Origin of the sequence: Sphingobium sp. CECT 9361, assembly GCF_918741285.1 — a bacterium.
Classification (GTDB): Bacteria; Pseudomonadota; Alphaproteobacteria; order Sphingomonadales; family Sphingomonadaceae; genus Sphingobium.
The window spans coordinates 181,614-197,099 of sequence record NZ_CAKKNC010000006.1; the positions used below are offsets into that span (position 1 = coordinate 181,614).

The 15,486-nt window shown below is 59.0% G+C and carries 11 protein-coding genes; 7 read left to right on the forward strand and 4 right to left on the reverse strand.

All coding sequences use genetic code 11. The annotated features are described in order from the left end of the window. Window positions 1-3: 3 nt before the first annotated feature. Window positions 4-1,011, reverse strand: coding sequence for an AraC family transcriptional regulator (locus tag LQ220_RS11285; RefSeq protein ID WP_354957590.1), 1,008 nt, complete (start codon window positions 1,009-1,011; stop codon window positions 4-6). Window positions 1,012-1,461: 450 nt separating this feature from the next. Between LQ220_RS11285 and LQ220_RS11290 the strand changes: the two genes are divergently transcribed. The 7 genes from LQ220_RS11290 (at window position 1,462) to LQ220_RS11320 (ending at window position 10,405) form a co-directional block, all read left to right on the forward strand. After that, window positions 1,462-2,787: an amino acid permease gene (locus tag LQ220_RS11290; RefSeq protein WP_230188385.1), complete on the forward strand. Its 1,326-nt coding sequence runs from the start codon at window positions 1,462-1,464 to the stop codon at window positions 2,785-2,787. Window positions 2,788-2,841: 54 nt separating this feature from the next. Beyond that, entirely contained in the window at window positions 2,842-4,254 is a 1,413-nt protein-coding gene (locus LQ220_RS11295; RefSeq protein WP_230188386.1) for an aldehyde dehydrogenase family protein, read from the forward strand. Between the two features lie 473 nt (window positions 4,255-4,727). Next, a complete protein-coding gene (locus LQ220_RS11300; protein ID WP_230188387.1) occupies window positions 4,728-6,215 on the forward strand; it encodes an FAD-binding oxidoreductase in 1,488 nt (495 codons plus the stop codon). Window positions 6,216-6,261: 46 nt separating this feature from the next. Next, window positions 6,262-7,374, forward strand: a complete 1,113-nt coding sequence (locus LQ220_RS11305) for a nuclear transport factor 2 family protein (protein WP_230188388.1) — start codon at window positions 6,262-6,264, stop codon at window positions 7,372-7,374. Between the two features lie 93 nt (window positions 7,375-7,467). Then, a complete protein-coding gene (locus LQ220_RS11310) occupies window positions 7,468-8,619 on the forward strand; it encodes a tyramine oxidase subunit B (RefSeq protein ID WP_230188389.1) in 1,152 nt (383 codons plus the stop codon). Between the two features lie 37 nt (window positions 8,620-8,656). Further along, on the forward strand, window positions 8,657-9,079 hold the full coding sequence (locus LQ220_RS11315; protein ID WP_230188390.1) for a Rid family hydrolase: 423 nt from the start codon (window positions 8,657-8,659) through the stop codon (window positions 9,077-9,079). Window positions 9,080-9,109: 30 nt separating this feature from the next. After that, a complete protein-coding gene (locus tag LQ220_RS11320; RefSeq protein WP_230188391.1) occupies window positions 9,110-10,405 on the forward strand; it encodes an FAD-binding oxidoreductase in 1,296 nt (431 codons plus the stop codon). Window positions 10,406-10,411: 6 nt separating this feature from the next. Here LQ220_RS11320 and LQ220_RS11325 read toward each other — a convergent pair whose 3' ends face one another. From LQ220_RS11325 to LQ220_RS11335, 3 genes are read right to left on the reverse strand one after another with little or no spacing between them, the layout of a single operon-like run. Continuing rightward, entirely contained in the window at window positions 10,412-11,413 is a 1,002-nt protein-coding gene (locus tag LQ220_RS11325) for a GTP-binding protein (protein ID WP_230188392.1), read from the reverse strand. Next, window positions 11,403-12,992, reverse strand: coding sequence for an amidohydrolase (locus LQ220_RS11330; RefSeq protein ID WP_230188393.1), 1,590 nt, complete (start codon window positions 12,990-12,992; stop codon window positions 11,403-11,405). The genes LQ220_RS11325 and LQ220_RS11330 overlap by 11 nt, the downstream gene beginning before the upstream one ends. A gap of 24 nt (window positions 12,993-13,016) precedes the next feature. After that, window positions 13,017-15,344: a TonB-dependent receptor gene (locus tag LQ220_RS11335; RefSeq protein ID WP_230188394.1), complete on the reverse strand. Its 2,328-nt coding sequence runs from the start codon at window positions 15,342-15,344 to the stop codon at window positions 13,017-13,019. Window positions 15,345-15,486: the final 142 nt, after the last annotated feature.

A 15,486-nucleotide genomic window follows, 5' to 3' on the forward strand; every position in this document is an offset into this window, starting at 1 on the left:
CCCTCAGCGGCGTTTTGCGCGAACGGCACTGGGTGGAACGCCTTGCCATCCGCGATGCGCCCGCCAAAAGGTAGTGCCATCAGCATAGCCCAAAGCAGCGGCAAGATTCCCAAGATGCGGCACACCAGCACGTAGGTGCAGGTCTGCCACCTGTTTGCGGTGATCGCATAACAGTTGACGCAAGGATGTCCCTTCCTCGGCAAGCCGACGCTGCAGGCTGCGGGGGGCTATCGCAAGATCAAATGCAATTTCTTCTAAAGTAACAGACCGATGACCAAGTCGGGTCGCGATCAATGCCAACACCCGGCTTGTCCAGCTCACCCCTATTTCGGAAGGCATGATGTCGGCCAAATAGCCTTCCAGCGTCGCCATGAGATCAGCGTCTTCTTCGCGAAGGTCAGTACGCGCGTCGCTAAGGGCGAACGTTATCCCATTGCTCGCTGCGTCAAATCGTATCGGGCAGCCAAGAAGTCCTTCAAGTATTAGGGTGTCGTCCTCGGATATTGGCCCATGCTCGAACTGAACCATCTGCGGCCGCCAGTGACGCAGAAATGCCGACCTTATGAACTGGATCAGGGAGGACATGGTGAATTCCGAATCCTGGCGCCGCGGCCAGATCGCCGGATCGCTCAATCGGTAGGTCCAGGTCACCTCACCGTCCCCCACCAGAAGGGCAGACTGAGTATCAGGCTGAAAGGTAGTGAAAAAGCGCGTCAGGCGCTCCAGCGCAGTTATAATCGAGCGAGATTTGGACATCACCATTCCAGCGGGCCCGAGTGCAACGGGACGCATGGCCAAGCCAAGTCGAGCACCTAACGATGGGTCAGCAAGTTCATTGGCCATTTCCTCGAACATCGCGACATATCGCGCGAGCGGTACCTTGACCCCAGGATTCGAAAGAGCGTCCGGCTCGAGACCATGTTGTCGCAGAACAGCCGCGGAATCACCGCCGCGAAGCGAAAACTCGCTTGCCACAGCGACAACCACTGAACCTCGAAGTCCTGCACCCACAATAACGATAAGCCCCCCTGCCCGTGAGATCGGCGCATAAGTAATGCCGTTGCATCAATGGCGTAAACTATCGAATCTATGACACCTTTTGCAATGGTTTTTCTGTTTTGACTCGATGATAGTGACGGAAGGTTTCAAGTGCTCAATTTTAGAGCGCATTAAATGGGGGGCGGGTATCGCTGAGGTGCGAGCATTTTCTGCGCATGTCATCAGCGCGGCCTTGCTAGAAATGCGCCTCTGCGGGGCAGCGTGCATGGCACCGACTCTACAAGCTTCACCGCCTTCGATAGAGATATTCTTCGGATGTCTGGGTTCCACCTCTGGCGAAACCCTAACGTCCTCTAATTGTAAACTTGCTCTTTTTTGATAACAAGGCGGCGCAAAAACTCCTCGTAAGATCCCCGGAAACGATGGACAAATATGCGCTTCACAGCCTGCTAGGACAATTGCATGGACCTGAGACGCAAGACTATCGGCTGGAAAAAAATCGCGGGCCTCGGGGTCGGTTTGGTAGTGGCAGGACAGTTTGCCGGCTGGAACTATGGCTTATCGCGGGCCAGTTGGCCCGATATGATAGTCGCTACTTTTCTGATGGCGACCCTATGTTTTGCCCTGTCTTTGTGTGTCGCTGAACTAGCTACCGCGATTCCGAATGCCGGTGGGCTGTATACATATTGTGAGGAAAGTTTCGGACCGGCAGCCGGTTACGGTGTCGGCGTGGCCATATTTGTTGCACTTGCCGTGAGCACCGGCGCTGCTGCTGAGTTTATCTCAGCCTACAGCCAATTCGTCACGGGCTTCGGCGGGCCTGTTTTCAAGCTTATATTGTTCGCGATCATAATCGCCATCCACATGAAAGGTGTGGGTGAAGCACTCTCGGTGCTGCTTGTCGCCGGACTCATCGCGGTCTTATCGCTGCTGACCTTCGGACTGGTGATGCTGCCTCATTTCGAGCTTCAAAATGTCCTGCCCGATGGCAAATGGCAGATCGATGCCGGAGGCATATTTGCGTGTATTCCGTTTGCGATAATGATGTTCATCGCAGTCGAGCAAACCGCAACATCGGCCGAAGAAGCAACCAATGTCGAACGGGACATACCTCTCGGCATGTTCAGTGCAATTGGCGTTCTACTTTTGACAGCTATGTGTGTTTTGGTACTTGCGCCTGGCGCCGGTGGCGCGAGCAGGATCGGGGCAGCGGCAGACCCATTGCTCGAAGCAATGAGGGCACCGGCAGGCGGCGTAGCAATATGGCTCGCCCAAATTGTCGGAGCTGGCGCGCTCTTTGGGCTGATCGCCACGCTTTTTTCTTTAGTTTTCAGTGCATCCCGGCAGTTATTTGCGCTAGCTCGCGACGGCTTTCTCCCGGCATTGCTATCATACCAAAACAAGTCGGGCACACCGATAGTCTCGCTTGGCACCATCGGACTTATCGGTTTCCCGCTGTCGTTCATTTCGCCGGACAAGATCATCGTGACGATGGTGACGCTTCTGACTGCATCCTATTGCGTCGTGCTCGCTGGATTCATTCGGCTGCGTCTCAATAGGCCTGAACTGCATCGCCCCTTCAGGGCACCTGGCGGTGTGGTTACCGCTTTGATAGCGCTTCTGTTGTCTGCACTTGTATTTGTCGCCTGCCTTTCAGCCAATCCAGACGCTTTAATCCCGATGGGAGCGGTGCTGCTGATCGCGTCAGGCTGGTACATTGCGCGGAGAAGAATAATGCCGGTGAACGAGCCTGAGGGCAGAGCGCTCGACGCCACGCAAAACACATGAATGCGCCGAATGCCGCAGAAACTGCGCGACATGGAAAGCAAGGAGTTTAAAACTATGACCCAAGCCTATCCCATCATCATCGACGGTAAGTCCGAAACTACCGCCGCTCATATCGATGTTATCAACCCAGCCAACGGACAAGTGTTCGCGCTGTGCCCGGCCGCGACGTCGGCCGATCTTGATCGCGCTGTCGATGCCGCGCGGCAGGCTTTCCCCCTTTGGGCGGGCAAGCCCGATGCTGAGCGTAAAGCAGCGGTCAATACGCTTGCCGACATCCTCGAAGCCAACATAAGCGAGCTTGCCGAGCTCATCACGCGCGAGCAAGGCAAGCCGATGGGCGGGTTAGGGTCACAATGGGAAGTCGGCGGAGCCGCTGCCTGGACCCGCTTTACCGCTGGGCTCGATCTACCGGTCGAGTATATTCAGGACGACGACAAGGGTCGGGTCGCAATGCATCGCAAGCCGATTGGAGTCGTTGCGTCCATTACACCGTGGAATTTCCCGGTGATGATCGCCATTTGGCACATAATGCCTGCACTGCGCGCTGGAAACACCGTTGTGCTCAAGCCTTCCCCCTACACGCCCATCGCAACGCTGCGCATGGTTGAGCTGATGCAGGAAGCACTTCCCCCTGGCGTGCTCAATGCAGTGGCAGGTCCTGATGAAATTGGTCAGGCGATATCGGCGCACCCCGGCATCGACAAGATCGTGTTCACCGGTTCGACGCGGACCGGGAAGCATGTCATGGCAAGCGCCGCCAACTCGCTTAAGCGGCTGACTCTTGAGCTGGGCGGCAACGATGCAGCCATCCTTCTACCCGATGTCACATTGGATGAGGCTACGATCGAGAAAATCTTTTGGGGTGCCTTCCTCAACAACGGGCAGGTGTGCGCTGCCATCAAACGCCTCTATGTCCATGATTCCATTTATGACGAGCTATGCGACAAACTCGTTGCTTATGCTGCAGGCGTAAAGATTGGAGATGGCATGTCGGCCGATAGTCAGCTTGGCACCATCCAGAACAAAATGCAGTTCGAACGCGTAAAAAGCCTGGTGGAGACCGCCCGGAACAGCGGAGCGCGCATCCTGTGTGGCGGTGCGCCAATTGAAGGTGATGGCCTCTTCTATCCCATCACTTTGCTGGCGGATGTTCAGGAAGGTATGGCGATTGTCGACGAAGAGCAATTTGGCCCTGCCCTGCCGATAATCCGTTACACCGATATCGATGAGGCGATAGGCCGGGCCAATGACAACCCCAATGGTCTTGGCGGTTCCGTCTGGTCAAGCAGTCCCGACAAGGCGGTTGCCATCGCGAGCCAGCTTGAATGCGGCACCGTCTGGATCAATAGCCACGCAATGGTCCGTCCTGACGCACCATTTGGTGGCGTAAAGCAATCAGGCATCGGCGTTGAGTTCGGCACTCTGGGTCTAGCCGAGTTTACGACGGTGCAAGTAATCCACCAATAAAGTAAGCACCAACCCGTCACATCCTCCTGTTGGGCACCTTAGAATGAGGTGTCCAACATCTTTCGGCCTGAATTCATATTGAATAGGCTGCGCGACAAAGCAGGCCATATTGATAAAGATCGTCTGGCTTCAATGTAATCGTTGCGACGATGCCAGCCCCGCAAGCGGGGAATGAAGTCATAGCTGAAAGCTAAAAATCCACATGATGAAATTTTGGAAAAGTTGAAAACAAGCATGATCCGTATCTTCTCCTAGTGACGGACCACCCCCTTCAAGGATTACAGGTGGTTAGATGGGGTGAAGCGAGGCAAAAGCCACCATACCGCGGGGGCCGACCATCACGATCGGTGAAGTGGCAGATGGGCGGGCTGATCGCGGATGTTGCCGCTTACGCAACAAGTGACCGTGGAGTCGCCGTTGTATTGCGGAATGCACTAATCTTATAAGCTTCGGACAGAACATCTGGAGCTTCCATGTCCCAATTAGAGCTTTGGTCGCGGCGTCGTTTCGTGAAAGCCAGTACATTGGCGGTTCCGGTGATAGCGGGTCTCGCCGGTGCGGCCGGATTTGCAGCGCCCTTGGCAGGAAGCGCAGCGGCCGATCTGCAGAATCGGATCGCCGGAACTGTCGTCGTCAAGGATGACGAAAATTACGAGGTTTGGCGCCAGTCGATGATTTGGCAGCGCGCCAAGGCAGATCGCCGCCCCGACATGATCGTGCAGGCTGAGCGTATCGAGGATGTGCAGGAAGCTGTGCGGTTCGCTGCGACGGCCGGGATGAAAGTCACGACACGCTGCGGTGGCCATAGCATGGCGGCGTGCTTCCTGCGCGATCGGGGAATGCTCATCGACATCAGTCGCCTGGACGGGATCGCGGTGGACAAGGCGGCAAAGCTCGCTGTCGTCGGCCCGGGCGTTTTTTGCCGGGGCCTGGCCGAGCGGCTTGCCCAGGATGATCTCGCTTTTCCCGGCGCGCATTGCGGTACGGTTCCAATCAGCGGCTTCCTGCTAGGTGGCGGTGTTGGCATGAACACCAATGCCTGGTCGCAGGGTATGAGCGTGTTTGCCGTCAAGGCGGTCGACATCGTGATGGCGGACGGCCGCCTTCTACGCGCCAGCGAGAGCGAGAATGCCGATCTTTTCTGGGCAGTGCGCGGGGGCGGTCCCGGCCTGTTCGGTGTTGTCGTTCGCTTCCACCTGCAGTGCTTTGATGCGCCCAAGGTCATCTGGGGCGCAACTTACACGTTCGCCTTCGCGGAACTCGATGCAGTCACGCGATTGATGGATAAGCTCGTCCCGCAACTCGATAAGGATGTCGAGGTGCTGTATTCGGTCGCGGCCTTGCCGGGCGTCGCTGAAGATGCGCCAGTCGATCAGCGACAGCGCATCTATCTGGATGTCAACGCATTTGCCGCAAGCGAGGCGGAAGGACGGCGCAAGCTGGCACTGCTCCAGCGCGATCCGCTCATCGCTCGTGCCCTCGACAAGGTCGAGGACCGCGCCGGTAGCTTCGATCGCTATTATAGCGATAACGAAGCCGCATTCCCGCAGGCCTATTGGATGGGCGATAACATCTGGACTGATCGGCCGATGGAAGCGATCGCGGTCCTCAAGCGGCACATTCCTGATTGCCCCGCCCCCCGTGGCACGCCGGTGGTGCTCTATATGGGCACTAACAGCATGCCCGACGCGGCCTGTTCGCGGATCGGCCGCTTCTATGTGGCTTATTATCTGGAATGGGACGAGCCTGCGCAGGAAGCGCCCAGCCGTGCCTATTGCCTGAAGGTTTTCAAGGAGCTCAAGGCTGTTGCCAAGGGCAGCTACATAAATGAGATGGATCAGGAAGGGCGGCCTGAGGATATCCGGGACTGCTATTCTCCCAAGGCTTGGGCGCGACTTGAGCAACTGCGCAGGCAATGGGATCCCCAAGGTCAGTTCCACGGCTTTTACGGCCAGTCATGACTAAAGCCGTCATCGCCGGCACACCTATCTTGCATTTGGAAACCATATGAAAATGCCCTCGCCCAAAGTCGGCCTGCTCGCAGCTCTGTTGCTTTTTTCTGGTGTCGCCGGCGCAAAAGCGCTGACCCCAGAGAAGCCCGCCGACGATCCGGCAAGCGTAGTGCATCAGTTGTACGAAGCGTTCGAACATGGCGACATGGCGGCGCTGGAGCGGCTGATCGCAAAGGATGCGAGCTGGACCTATTACGGCCCCGCCAGCCAGCTACCTTTCGGCGGCACGCGGCACGGGCCTGCGGGCGTCGCCGATTTCTTTGCGAAGGTAGCCGAAACTCTCGATAACCCGGTGGCGACCCAACTCGAGTATGTCGTGACAGGCGATACCGTGGCGGTGCCAGGCACCGAAGAAAGCACCGTCCGTGCGACCGGCATCCGCTACAAGGCGGACTTGGTCCATGTCTTCAAGGTTCGTAATGGCAAGATTGTCAGCTTTGAGGAGTTTATCGATAGCGGCAAGGTGCTGCTGGCCTTTCAAGGGGACAAGAGCGTCGATGTCTCGGCAGGTGGCGATGCGATGGCGACCGCTACTCCGGGCTCACGACGTCTGGTCGACAAAAGCGTGGGCAAGGCGATATTCACCACATGTGCAGGGTGCCATGGCAATGACGCCAAGGGGCTCAATTACATGTATGCGCCAAACCTTACGGGACAGCATTCCGACTATCTCGCACGCCAGCTGACCAACTTCCGCGATGGCAAGCGTGGCAAGATGGACGATGCGCATGGGTTCCCGATGGTTGGCCGAGCGACCGCCATTCCCGGTGCCGATGGCGTAAAAGCGGTGGTCGCCTATGTTGCTGGCCTACCCAAGCTTGCCGCAGCCCCCGTTGCAAGCCGCGCGGTACCCGCTTCGATTGTTGATATCGTACCGACTTGCGCCACATGCCATGGCGCGGCTGGCGAGGGAAATTTCGATATGCAGGCGCCAGCACTCAATCGGCTGGACCGCACTTATATCGCGCAACAACTGGTCAACTTCCGGACCGGTAAGCGCGGCTACCATGCTGATGACCCCCAAGGCGCGCTGATGGCTGCTTCCGTGCCGGAAAGTTTGGGATCGGACGCCATCGCTGCTCTCGCAAAACACTATGGCCGCGACTGAGCAAATTGGGGCGGGTGCTGACTGCGCTCCTAGAACACCGCGAACAACGACAAACCAGCCGCGTTATCGCGGCACTGATTCTGGAATGAAACAATGACGGGCACCGAGACAACTTCAACGCGGATCGATTTCCTCTATTTGTCCGAGGAAGACATGATCCGAGCCGGCGTGACCGACATGGCCGCCTGCGTGGACACGATGGAGGAGATGTTCGCGCTCCTCTATCACGGCGATTATCGGATGGCCGGACCGAGCAATAATTCGCATGGCTCAGTCGTCGTTTTTCCGGAGGATTCGCCGTTTCCCGACATGCCCAAGCCGACCCCAGACCGCCGGTTCATGGCGATGCCCGCCTATCTTGGCGGCCGTTTCAAGACCGCAGGCATGAAGTGGTACGGCTCAAACATCGCCAATCGGGAGAAGGGCCTGCCCCGCTCGATCCTGACCTTCGTGCTCAACGATGCCGATACGGGCGCGCCGCTGGCTTTCATGTCGGCTAATCTTCTCTCGGCCTATCGGACCGGCGCGGTGCCAGGCGTGGGTGCGCGCCACCTTGCCCGCAAAGATTCCAAGGTGGTCGGCATTCTCGGACCGGGCGTTATGGCGCGCACTTCGCTGGCGGCGTTCATGGCGGTGTGCCCGCTGATCGACACGGTGAAGGTGAAGGGTCGGGGCGTTGAGAGCCTCGCAGCCTTCCAGACGTGGATTGCCGAAACCTATCCGCAGATCACCACGATTCAGGTCGTCGATACGCTGGAGGAAGTTGTCCGCAACGCCGATATCGTCACCTTCTGCCAATCGGGAGCGATCGGAGATCCCTCGATCTATCCGGTCGTGAAGCGCGAATGGGTAAGCCCTGGCACCTTCCTGTCAATGCCATCGCTCACCAATATCGACGAGGGGATGGAAGCACCCGAAATCCGCAAGGTGCTCGATAATCCCGGTCTCTACGAGGCGTGGCATGAAGAGAACCCCAAGCCGGTGCATCGCAATGTGCCTGTCGTCGGCATCCGTTTCCTGGATCTGATCGATGAAGGTCGTATGACGCGCGACCAGATCGAGGATCTGGGCAAGATCGTCGCTGGCGAAGCGCCCGGACGCCGGAATGACGATGAAATTATCATCATGTCGGTCGGTGGCATGCCGGTCGAGGACGTGGCGTGGGGCACGGTGGTGTATCGCAATGCCATAGAGAATGGGATCGGCGTCAGCCTCAATCTCTGGGATCAGCCCGTTCTGCGGTAGTTCGTCGCCCTCCTGCCCTTTTTTTAGGAAATCAACCATGACCGATATCGTCAAAGTCAAAACCGGTTCTCCCGCAGAGGAGCGCGGCGCCTATTCGCGGCTGATCGCCGTCGATAATCTCATCTTCGTGTCGAACACGGCGGGTCGCAATCCGCGCACCAAGCTCATCCCCGAGGATCCTGCCGAACAGACGTTGCAGGTTCTCTCCAATATCGATGCGGCCTTGGCTGCGGTCGGATCGTCGATTGACGATGTCATCGCGGCCCGCGTGTTCGTCCAGTTTCCGCAGGATATCGACGCGGTGATGGAGGCCTATGCCGGCAAGATGCGGGGGATCAATCCCACCCTGACGCTGACGAGCCCTCCACTTGGCATGGCCGAATTCAAAGTGGAGATTGAAGTGACGGCCTATCGGGGCGCCACCCAAGCCAATGTCAAAGAGATCACGATCACCCTCTGACGGTAAACATAACGAACAAAGGTAGTTGCGGTGGCTCCAGCGATCACTCCGGTAAAGACTTCAGGCCGCCATCCCGAGGCGACGACGGTGGTGGTAATCGGCGGTGGCATCGTCGGCCTGATGACTGCGCTGACTCTTGCGGAGCGTGGCATTCCGGTGGTGGTCCTGGAGAAGGGCGGGATCGCGGGCGAGCAGTCGTCGCGCAATCTTGGCTGGATCCGCAAAATGGGACGCGAGGAGCATGATCTGCCGCTCGCCATGGCATCCGAGCGCTTATGGGCTGCGATGCCAGAACGGGTCGGAGCGGATGTGGGCTATCGGCAGGCGGGCATCATGTATCTGTGCCGATCCGATGCCGAGATGGCGGGCCATCGCGCCTGGCTGGATGCGATCAGTGGCGCCAGTCTTGATTCCCGGCTGCTGGGGCCAGCGGACATCGACCGGCTGGTGCCCGGCGGAACAGGCGGTTGGGCGGGAGGCATCTACACGCCTTCCGATGGACGCGCTGAGCCATTGCTGGCGTCCAGTGTGATTGCAACTTCCGCGATGGCGAAGGGTGCAGTCATCGTCGAGCAATGTGCGGTGCGCAGCCTCTCGATCACGGCGGGTCGGGTGACCGGCGTGGTCACTGAGCGTGGCGCAATCCGCTGCGAGCATGTCGTCCTGGCGGGCGGCATGTGGTCACGGCGCTTCCTTGCCAATCTCGGTGTCTCGTTGCCGACGCTGCCGCTGGTGGCTTCAGTCGTGCGCACCGCACCGATGAAGGGGCCGACCGATATCGCAGTGGGCGCGCCCGACTTCTCCTTCCGCAAGCGGATTGATGGCGGCTACACGATCACGCAGCGAGGCGCTTTTGTGGCGCCCCTGGTGCTCGACAGCCTGCTGCTCGGCCGACGCTATCTCCCTATGTTGCGCGCGCAATGGAAGAATGTCCGGCTGTCGTTGGGCCGTGACCTTGTTGACGATCTTGCGATGCCGCGCCGCTGGGCGGCTGACGGTCCATCGCCGTTCGAGCATGTCCGCACGATCGACCCGCCAGTCAACGAAGGGCTCAATGCCGAGGCGATGCGCAATCTCGCTGCGGCGTGGCCGGTATTCCGCGACGCAGTGGTGGCGGAGAGTTGGGCGGGGATGATCGACGTCACGCCAGATTCGCTGCCGATCATTTCGCCGGTCGCCAAACTGGCTGGCCTGACACTCGCCACAGGCTTCTCGGGGCATGGATTTGGCACCGCGCCCGGCGCAGGGCAATTGGCGGCAGATATCGCGACGGGAGAGGTGCCACTCGTCGACCCCACGCCCTATCGTCTGGATCGCTTCGACTGATTGAGTTCAATGCGCGGCGGGGACCATGTCCAACAGGCGCTGTATATCCGCCATGGCCTCTGCGCTGGCGGCATCGCGGCTTATCATCACGATGCGGCTCGACTGGTCCTCGCTTGACCAGCCATCAAGAAGGCGAGGCGGGTGGAAGATATCCTGAACGGCATCGACGACCACGGGGCGATTGGTATCGCTGACCGCCAACAGTCCCTTGATCCGCATCAGGCGGCCGCGATACCGGGGAACGAGTTCGTCGAAGGCCTGGGCGATCACTGGCCATGCAAGTCGCTCGTCGAACCGCCAGGACGCCGTTTGGACGAGACCTTGGTGATGATGATGGTCATGCCCAAGTGACGCGCTGCCTGCCATCGGCGGCAGCCCGTGCAGGCGGAAGGGCGTGAGCAAGGTCTCGACTGTTGCGGCTTCGCTATTTGCAATCAGGAGTTTTGCGTGCGGTGCGCTGGCAGACAGCAGCGCGCATAGCTGGTCCAGACCATCGGGCGTCGCCAGATCGGCCTTGCTGACGAGCAGGACATCGGCATGCGCCACTTGGCTGACGGCTTCGGGGTAGGTCTCCAGCGTTTTCGCGCCAAGCACGCCATCGACCAGCGTAATGACAGCGCTCAGCACGAAGTTCTGCTGGATCCAACCATCCGCGATCAGGCGGGTGAGGATCGGGGCCGGATCGGCGACGCCGGTGGTCTCGACGATTACGCGTGTGAAAGGCGGAATAGAGCCCTCCCGCCGGCGGAGATCGAGGTCACGCAGCGCAAGGCCAAGATCGTCATTCATCACGCAGCAGACGCAACCATTGGCCAGCAATTGCGGTGGTGGCGATCCTGCGCGCATGAGCAGATCCTGATCGATACCGATCTCGCCCACCTCATTGACCAAAAGCGCGCTGCCTGCATAGGACGGGTTGTCGAGCATTTGGCCGATCAACGTGGTCTTTCCGGCTCCCAGGAAGCCTGTAACCAGCATGATCGGGATGGGCGCACCATCAGCGGACATCGTGCAGGATGCGTCCTTCGAAGATAGTGGTCAACACGCGGGTTTCACTAATCTCGTCTACCGGAATAGCGAAAAGGTCGCGGTCGAGAATGATGAAGTCTGCAGACTTGCCGGGGGAGATCGATCCAGCCTTGTCCTCAGCGCCAACCGCGCGCGCGCCGGACAGAGTGAGCATCTCAATGCCTGTGGCCAGGTCAACGGACTCCGCACCATGCTGGAGCAATCCCTGCAATGCCGGGAATAGATTCGGCTCGGGCAGGAAGGTCCAGTCTGTTCCTACGGTGACGCGTGCGCCCATTCTGGCGAGTGTGCCGAACGGATAACCGCGCTCCCGAAAGGGGGCGAGTTCGGGCATGTCGCCGAACCAGATCGGCGGCGACATTTCTGCGGTTACGTTCAGCTCGGCAAACGAAGCGAGGTCATCTGGCTGGACGAAACAGCAATGGCTGATTTCCTGGATCGTTCCTTCATGGCTTGCGGCGCGCATGTCGCCCATCGCCTGAAGGACGAGCTGGACGGCGGCATCGCCGGTGCAATGAATCTTCGCGGTGATCCCCGCCTTGTCCCAAGCGATAAGCGCGGCTGCGAGGTCTTCGCGCGAATGGAGCAGCTTGCCCGGCTGTGGCTGCCCGGTCAGCGGATCGAGCTGGGCATCGGTGAAGTGCGGCCCAAGCGGTGAGCCATCCATGAAGACTTTCACGAAGTCAGTGTTCAACCGCTCGCTGGCGAAGCGCCGACGTTCCTCTATCAGCCGCTCCAGCGCTTCGGACGTGGCGTGGCCGAAATGCTCCTCGCGCCAGGGGATATGCGCGTAGACGCGCAGGGTTAGGCCTTGCTCCTGATCGATCTTCTGGAGCATTTCCAGCTCAGGGCGGCTCGCGGACGCTTCCTGAATGCCAGTGACGCCGAAACGGCTGGCGGTTTCCAGCGCCCAGCGCAGAGCGGCCTGATGAACGTCCGGCTCGGGGCTGGGCATTGCATTGAACAATTGCCATGTCGCGCGTTCGACCAACTCGCCGGTCGGTTCATTCGAACCAGCGCGGCGCACGATGCGACCGCCGAACGGATCGGGCGTGTCGGCCGTGATCCCGGCGAGTTCGAGTGCCTTGGAATTGGCGAGGCCATGGTGCAACGAATAATCGTGCAGATAGACGGGGGTATCAGGGAATTTCTCGTCGAGATATTTTCGATCGACCTCGCCCGGGGCCGATAGGGTGGGGTTGAAGTCGCCCCCGATCACCCACCCGCTAAGCTTGCCACGCGAGCACGCGATGCAATCACAAAGCCTTTCGCCATAATCCCGCCCGAGCGCATCGGCAGGCAGGCGGCATTCATAACGATGCTTCAACCCGGCCAGCAGAATGTGGCCGTGCGCGTCATGGATGCCGGGCATGATCATTCGACCTGCCAAATCCACGACAGCGCAGTCACTGCCCGCCGCCGCCAGGATATCGACCGAGGTACCGATATCCGCGATCTTCCCATCCTGTACGAAGATCGCGTCCACCCACGGGCGGCTCGCATCAACAGTGTAGATGCGGCCGTTGACATAGGCGGTGGGGCGAGCGGGCTGGTTCATGACTGCTGTCCTCGTCGACGGATATTACCAGCGATAGCGCAAGGCGGCGCCATAGGTGCGCGGCATTGCATAACGGACCTGGATGATGCCGAGCGACGCGAAGGATGGGCCTCCATAAGTGGTGTTCAGTCGGTTGCCGATATTATCGACAAAGCCGCGCAACTGCCAATGGTCGGAGGCTTCGAAGGTCACAGATGCGTTGTGCTTGAAAAAGCCCTCCAACTGCGTGCCCGTATCTCCGAAGTTACCGGAGAAACGTGACGAGCGGGCCTCGAAATTCCAGTCAAATGCCAAGCTTCGATCGTTCGGCAGCTCGATCGTGTAGGTCGCTCCGCCGCTGCCGCTCCACTTGGGAGCGAATGCCATCGGACGATCCGCAACGACGTTGGTGCCGGTTGGCGTGATCTTCGCTACATCCTTGATGTTAGTATGTAGATAGGCAGCCGCGACATAGAGGCGCAGCTCCGGCGTCACAGCGGCTTCGATGTCAGTTTCCACGCCATAGGCATTGGCGTCCTGATTGTTAATCAGCCCGGCCAGGCCGACATAGTTGAAGGCCTGAAAGTCCTTGTAGTCATAGTAGAAGGCGGATGTATTGATGCGCAGCTTGCGGTCGAACAGCGTAGACTTCTGACCGATCTCATAGGAGATCAACGTTTCGTCCCCATAAGGGATCTGGGTGAGCGAAAGGCCGGTCGGATAGAAGCCGTTGTTAAAGCCACCTGCTTTTGTGCCGCGCGAAATGCTGGCGTAGAACAGGTTGTTATTGTCCGGTTTATAGTCGAGCTCGATCTTTCCCGACCATAGCGTGGCCTTATACTTCAAGCGAAATGGCACTGGCGTGCCCGTGCCGCCATCTTCGATGAGGAAACAATCGCCAACCGCGCCACCGCCGCAGTCGCGCAAAGCCGCGTTGTCGGCATCGGCGAAGGTTTTGTTGTCACGCGTCACGCGGATGCCGCCGATGGCAGTGAACTGGCCAAAGTCCTGCTCAAGCTGGCCGAATACGGCGCCGGAATTCGTGCGCAGGCGCCAGTCGGCATTAAGGCTGATCGGGAAATATGTGCCGTTGTAGAGACCGGTCGCCGGGTCAACGGCTGTCGGTCCATCGAGCGGGAAGTTGAAGGTGGCGGTCGGTTGATCCTTGCCGACGGCATGCAGGCCATAAAGACCGGCGGTCCAGCGGGTCGCGCCACCGTCATGATAGAGCCGCAGTTCCTGCGTCACCTGCTCGCCCTGATAGGGGAAGTTGGCGACGACGAGCGGATTTGGCGTGCCATCGCTGTCCTCTTGCATGGTGCGCTTGTAGGACTGATAGCCGGTGATGCTGGTGAAGGTGGTGTTGCCGAATTTTTTCTCTGCCCTCAGCAGGCCTGAATAACCGGTGGAACGCAGGAATGCGGCATCGTTGACGTCGACAACATTCTTCTTTGCGGCGCCGGTGTTACGCTCCGCATAGCCAACAGCGTCAACGATCGAGGCGTCGGCGACGACCAATCCGTTGTTATCGACGAAGCCGGTCTTGCTTTCGTAATAAGCGTGCGTGGTCTTGGTCCGGCCATACTCGCCCTTGAGTAGGATATCCCAGCCATCGTTGCCTTCGTAGCGAAGCTGCAGACGGGCGGCGTCCGATCCAGCCTGGCCGCCGCGATCGAGAGCGGGGTTCAGGCTTCTCTGGAAGCCATCGCTGTGACGCGACGTACCCGACACCCGCATCGACAGGGTATCGGTAAGCGGGGCAGTCGCCGCGGCCTCCAGCTTCAGATCATTGAAGCGGCCAAAGCTTGCCGACAAATAGCCTTCGGGCGTCTGGCTGGGCTTTTTGGTGATGTAATTGATCAGGCCGCCGGTCGAGTTGCGGCCAAAGAGCGTGCCCTGAGGCCCGCGCAGAACTTCAACGCGATCAAGATCGAACAACGCGAAGTCGACTGCGGGGACGGCAACGATGTAGAACTCGTCGACATAGGAAGTGACGGGCGCTTCATGGCCTTCACCGAAATCATTCAGGCCGATACCGCGGATGACGACGTTGGACGAGGTGCCCGGGCCGTAGGGGGAATAGCTTTCCAAGCCAACGACCTTACCAGCAAGATCTGCGCTGCTCGCAATATTGCGGTTGGCGATCTGCTCAGGCGTCACGGCTGTGATCGCAATGCCAACCCGCTGGATGCTTTGATTACGCTTTTGCGCAGTAACTACGATCTCTTGCAGGCCGCCAGCGCTCTCATTGGCTACGGCGACATCGGAAGAACTCTCCGGCGTGGTCTGCGCGTAAGCCTGGCTCGCCAGGGAGGCCAGCAGGATCGAGGCGCCGGTTAGAAGGCTGCTCTTCAAACGTTGGGCGTGTGGCATAGGTATTTCCCCTTTTTTAATGTCGGATAGTTCGACGCTGCGTCTTATTTTCTTGAAATTTTGCTTAAGCAGCCCGGGATCACAATGGCCCCGCCGCTCGCTCATGTTGCGCGATCCGCAACGTTGATAAAATGCAGACTTA

What these genes read in the sequence shown, in the direction of transcription:
- LQ220_RS11330 (WP_230188393.1), bottom strand. Translation starts at nt 12,992, where the DNA reads ATGAACCAGCCCGCTCGCCCCACCGCCTATGTCAACGGCCGCATCTAC.
- LQ220_RS11325 (WP_230188392.1), bottom strand. Translation starts at nt 11,413, where the DNA reads ATGTCCGCTGATGGTGCGCCCATCCCGATCATGCTGGTTACAGGCTTC.
- LQ220_RS11305 (WP_230188388.1), top strand. Translation starts at nt 6,262, where the DNA reads ATGAAAATGCCCTCGCCCAAAGTCGGCCTGCTCGCAGCTCTGTTGCTT.
- LQ220_RS11335 (WP_230188394.1), bottom strand. Translation starts at nt 15,344, where the DNA reads ATGCCACACGCCCAACGTTTGAAGAGCAGCCTTCTAACCGGCGCCTCG.
- LQ220_RS11300 (WP_230188387.1), top strand. Translation starts at nt 4,728, where the DNA reads ATGTCCCAATTAGAGCTTTGGTCGCGGCGTCGTTTCGTGAAAGCCAGT.
- LQ220_RS11290 (WP_230188385.1), top strand. Translation starts at nt 1,462, where the DNA reads ATGGACCTGAGACGCAAGACTATCGGCTGGAAAAAAATCGCGGGCCTC.
- LQ220_RS11310 (WP_230188389.1), top strand. Translation starts at nt 7,468, where the DNA reads ATGACGGGCACCGAGACAACTTCAACGCGGATCGATTTCCTCTATTTG.
- LQ220_RS11295 (WP_230188386.1), top strand. Translation starts at nt 2,842, where the DNA reads ATGACCCAAGCCTATCCCATCATCATCGACGGTAAGTCCGAAACTACC.
- LQ220_RS11315 (WP_230188390.1), top strand. Translation starts at nt 8,657, where the DNA reads ATGACCGATATCGTCAAAGTCAAAACCGGTTCTCCCGCAGAGGAGCGC.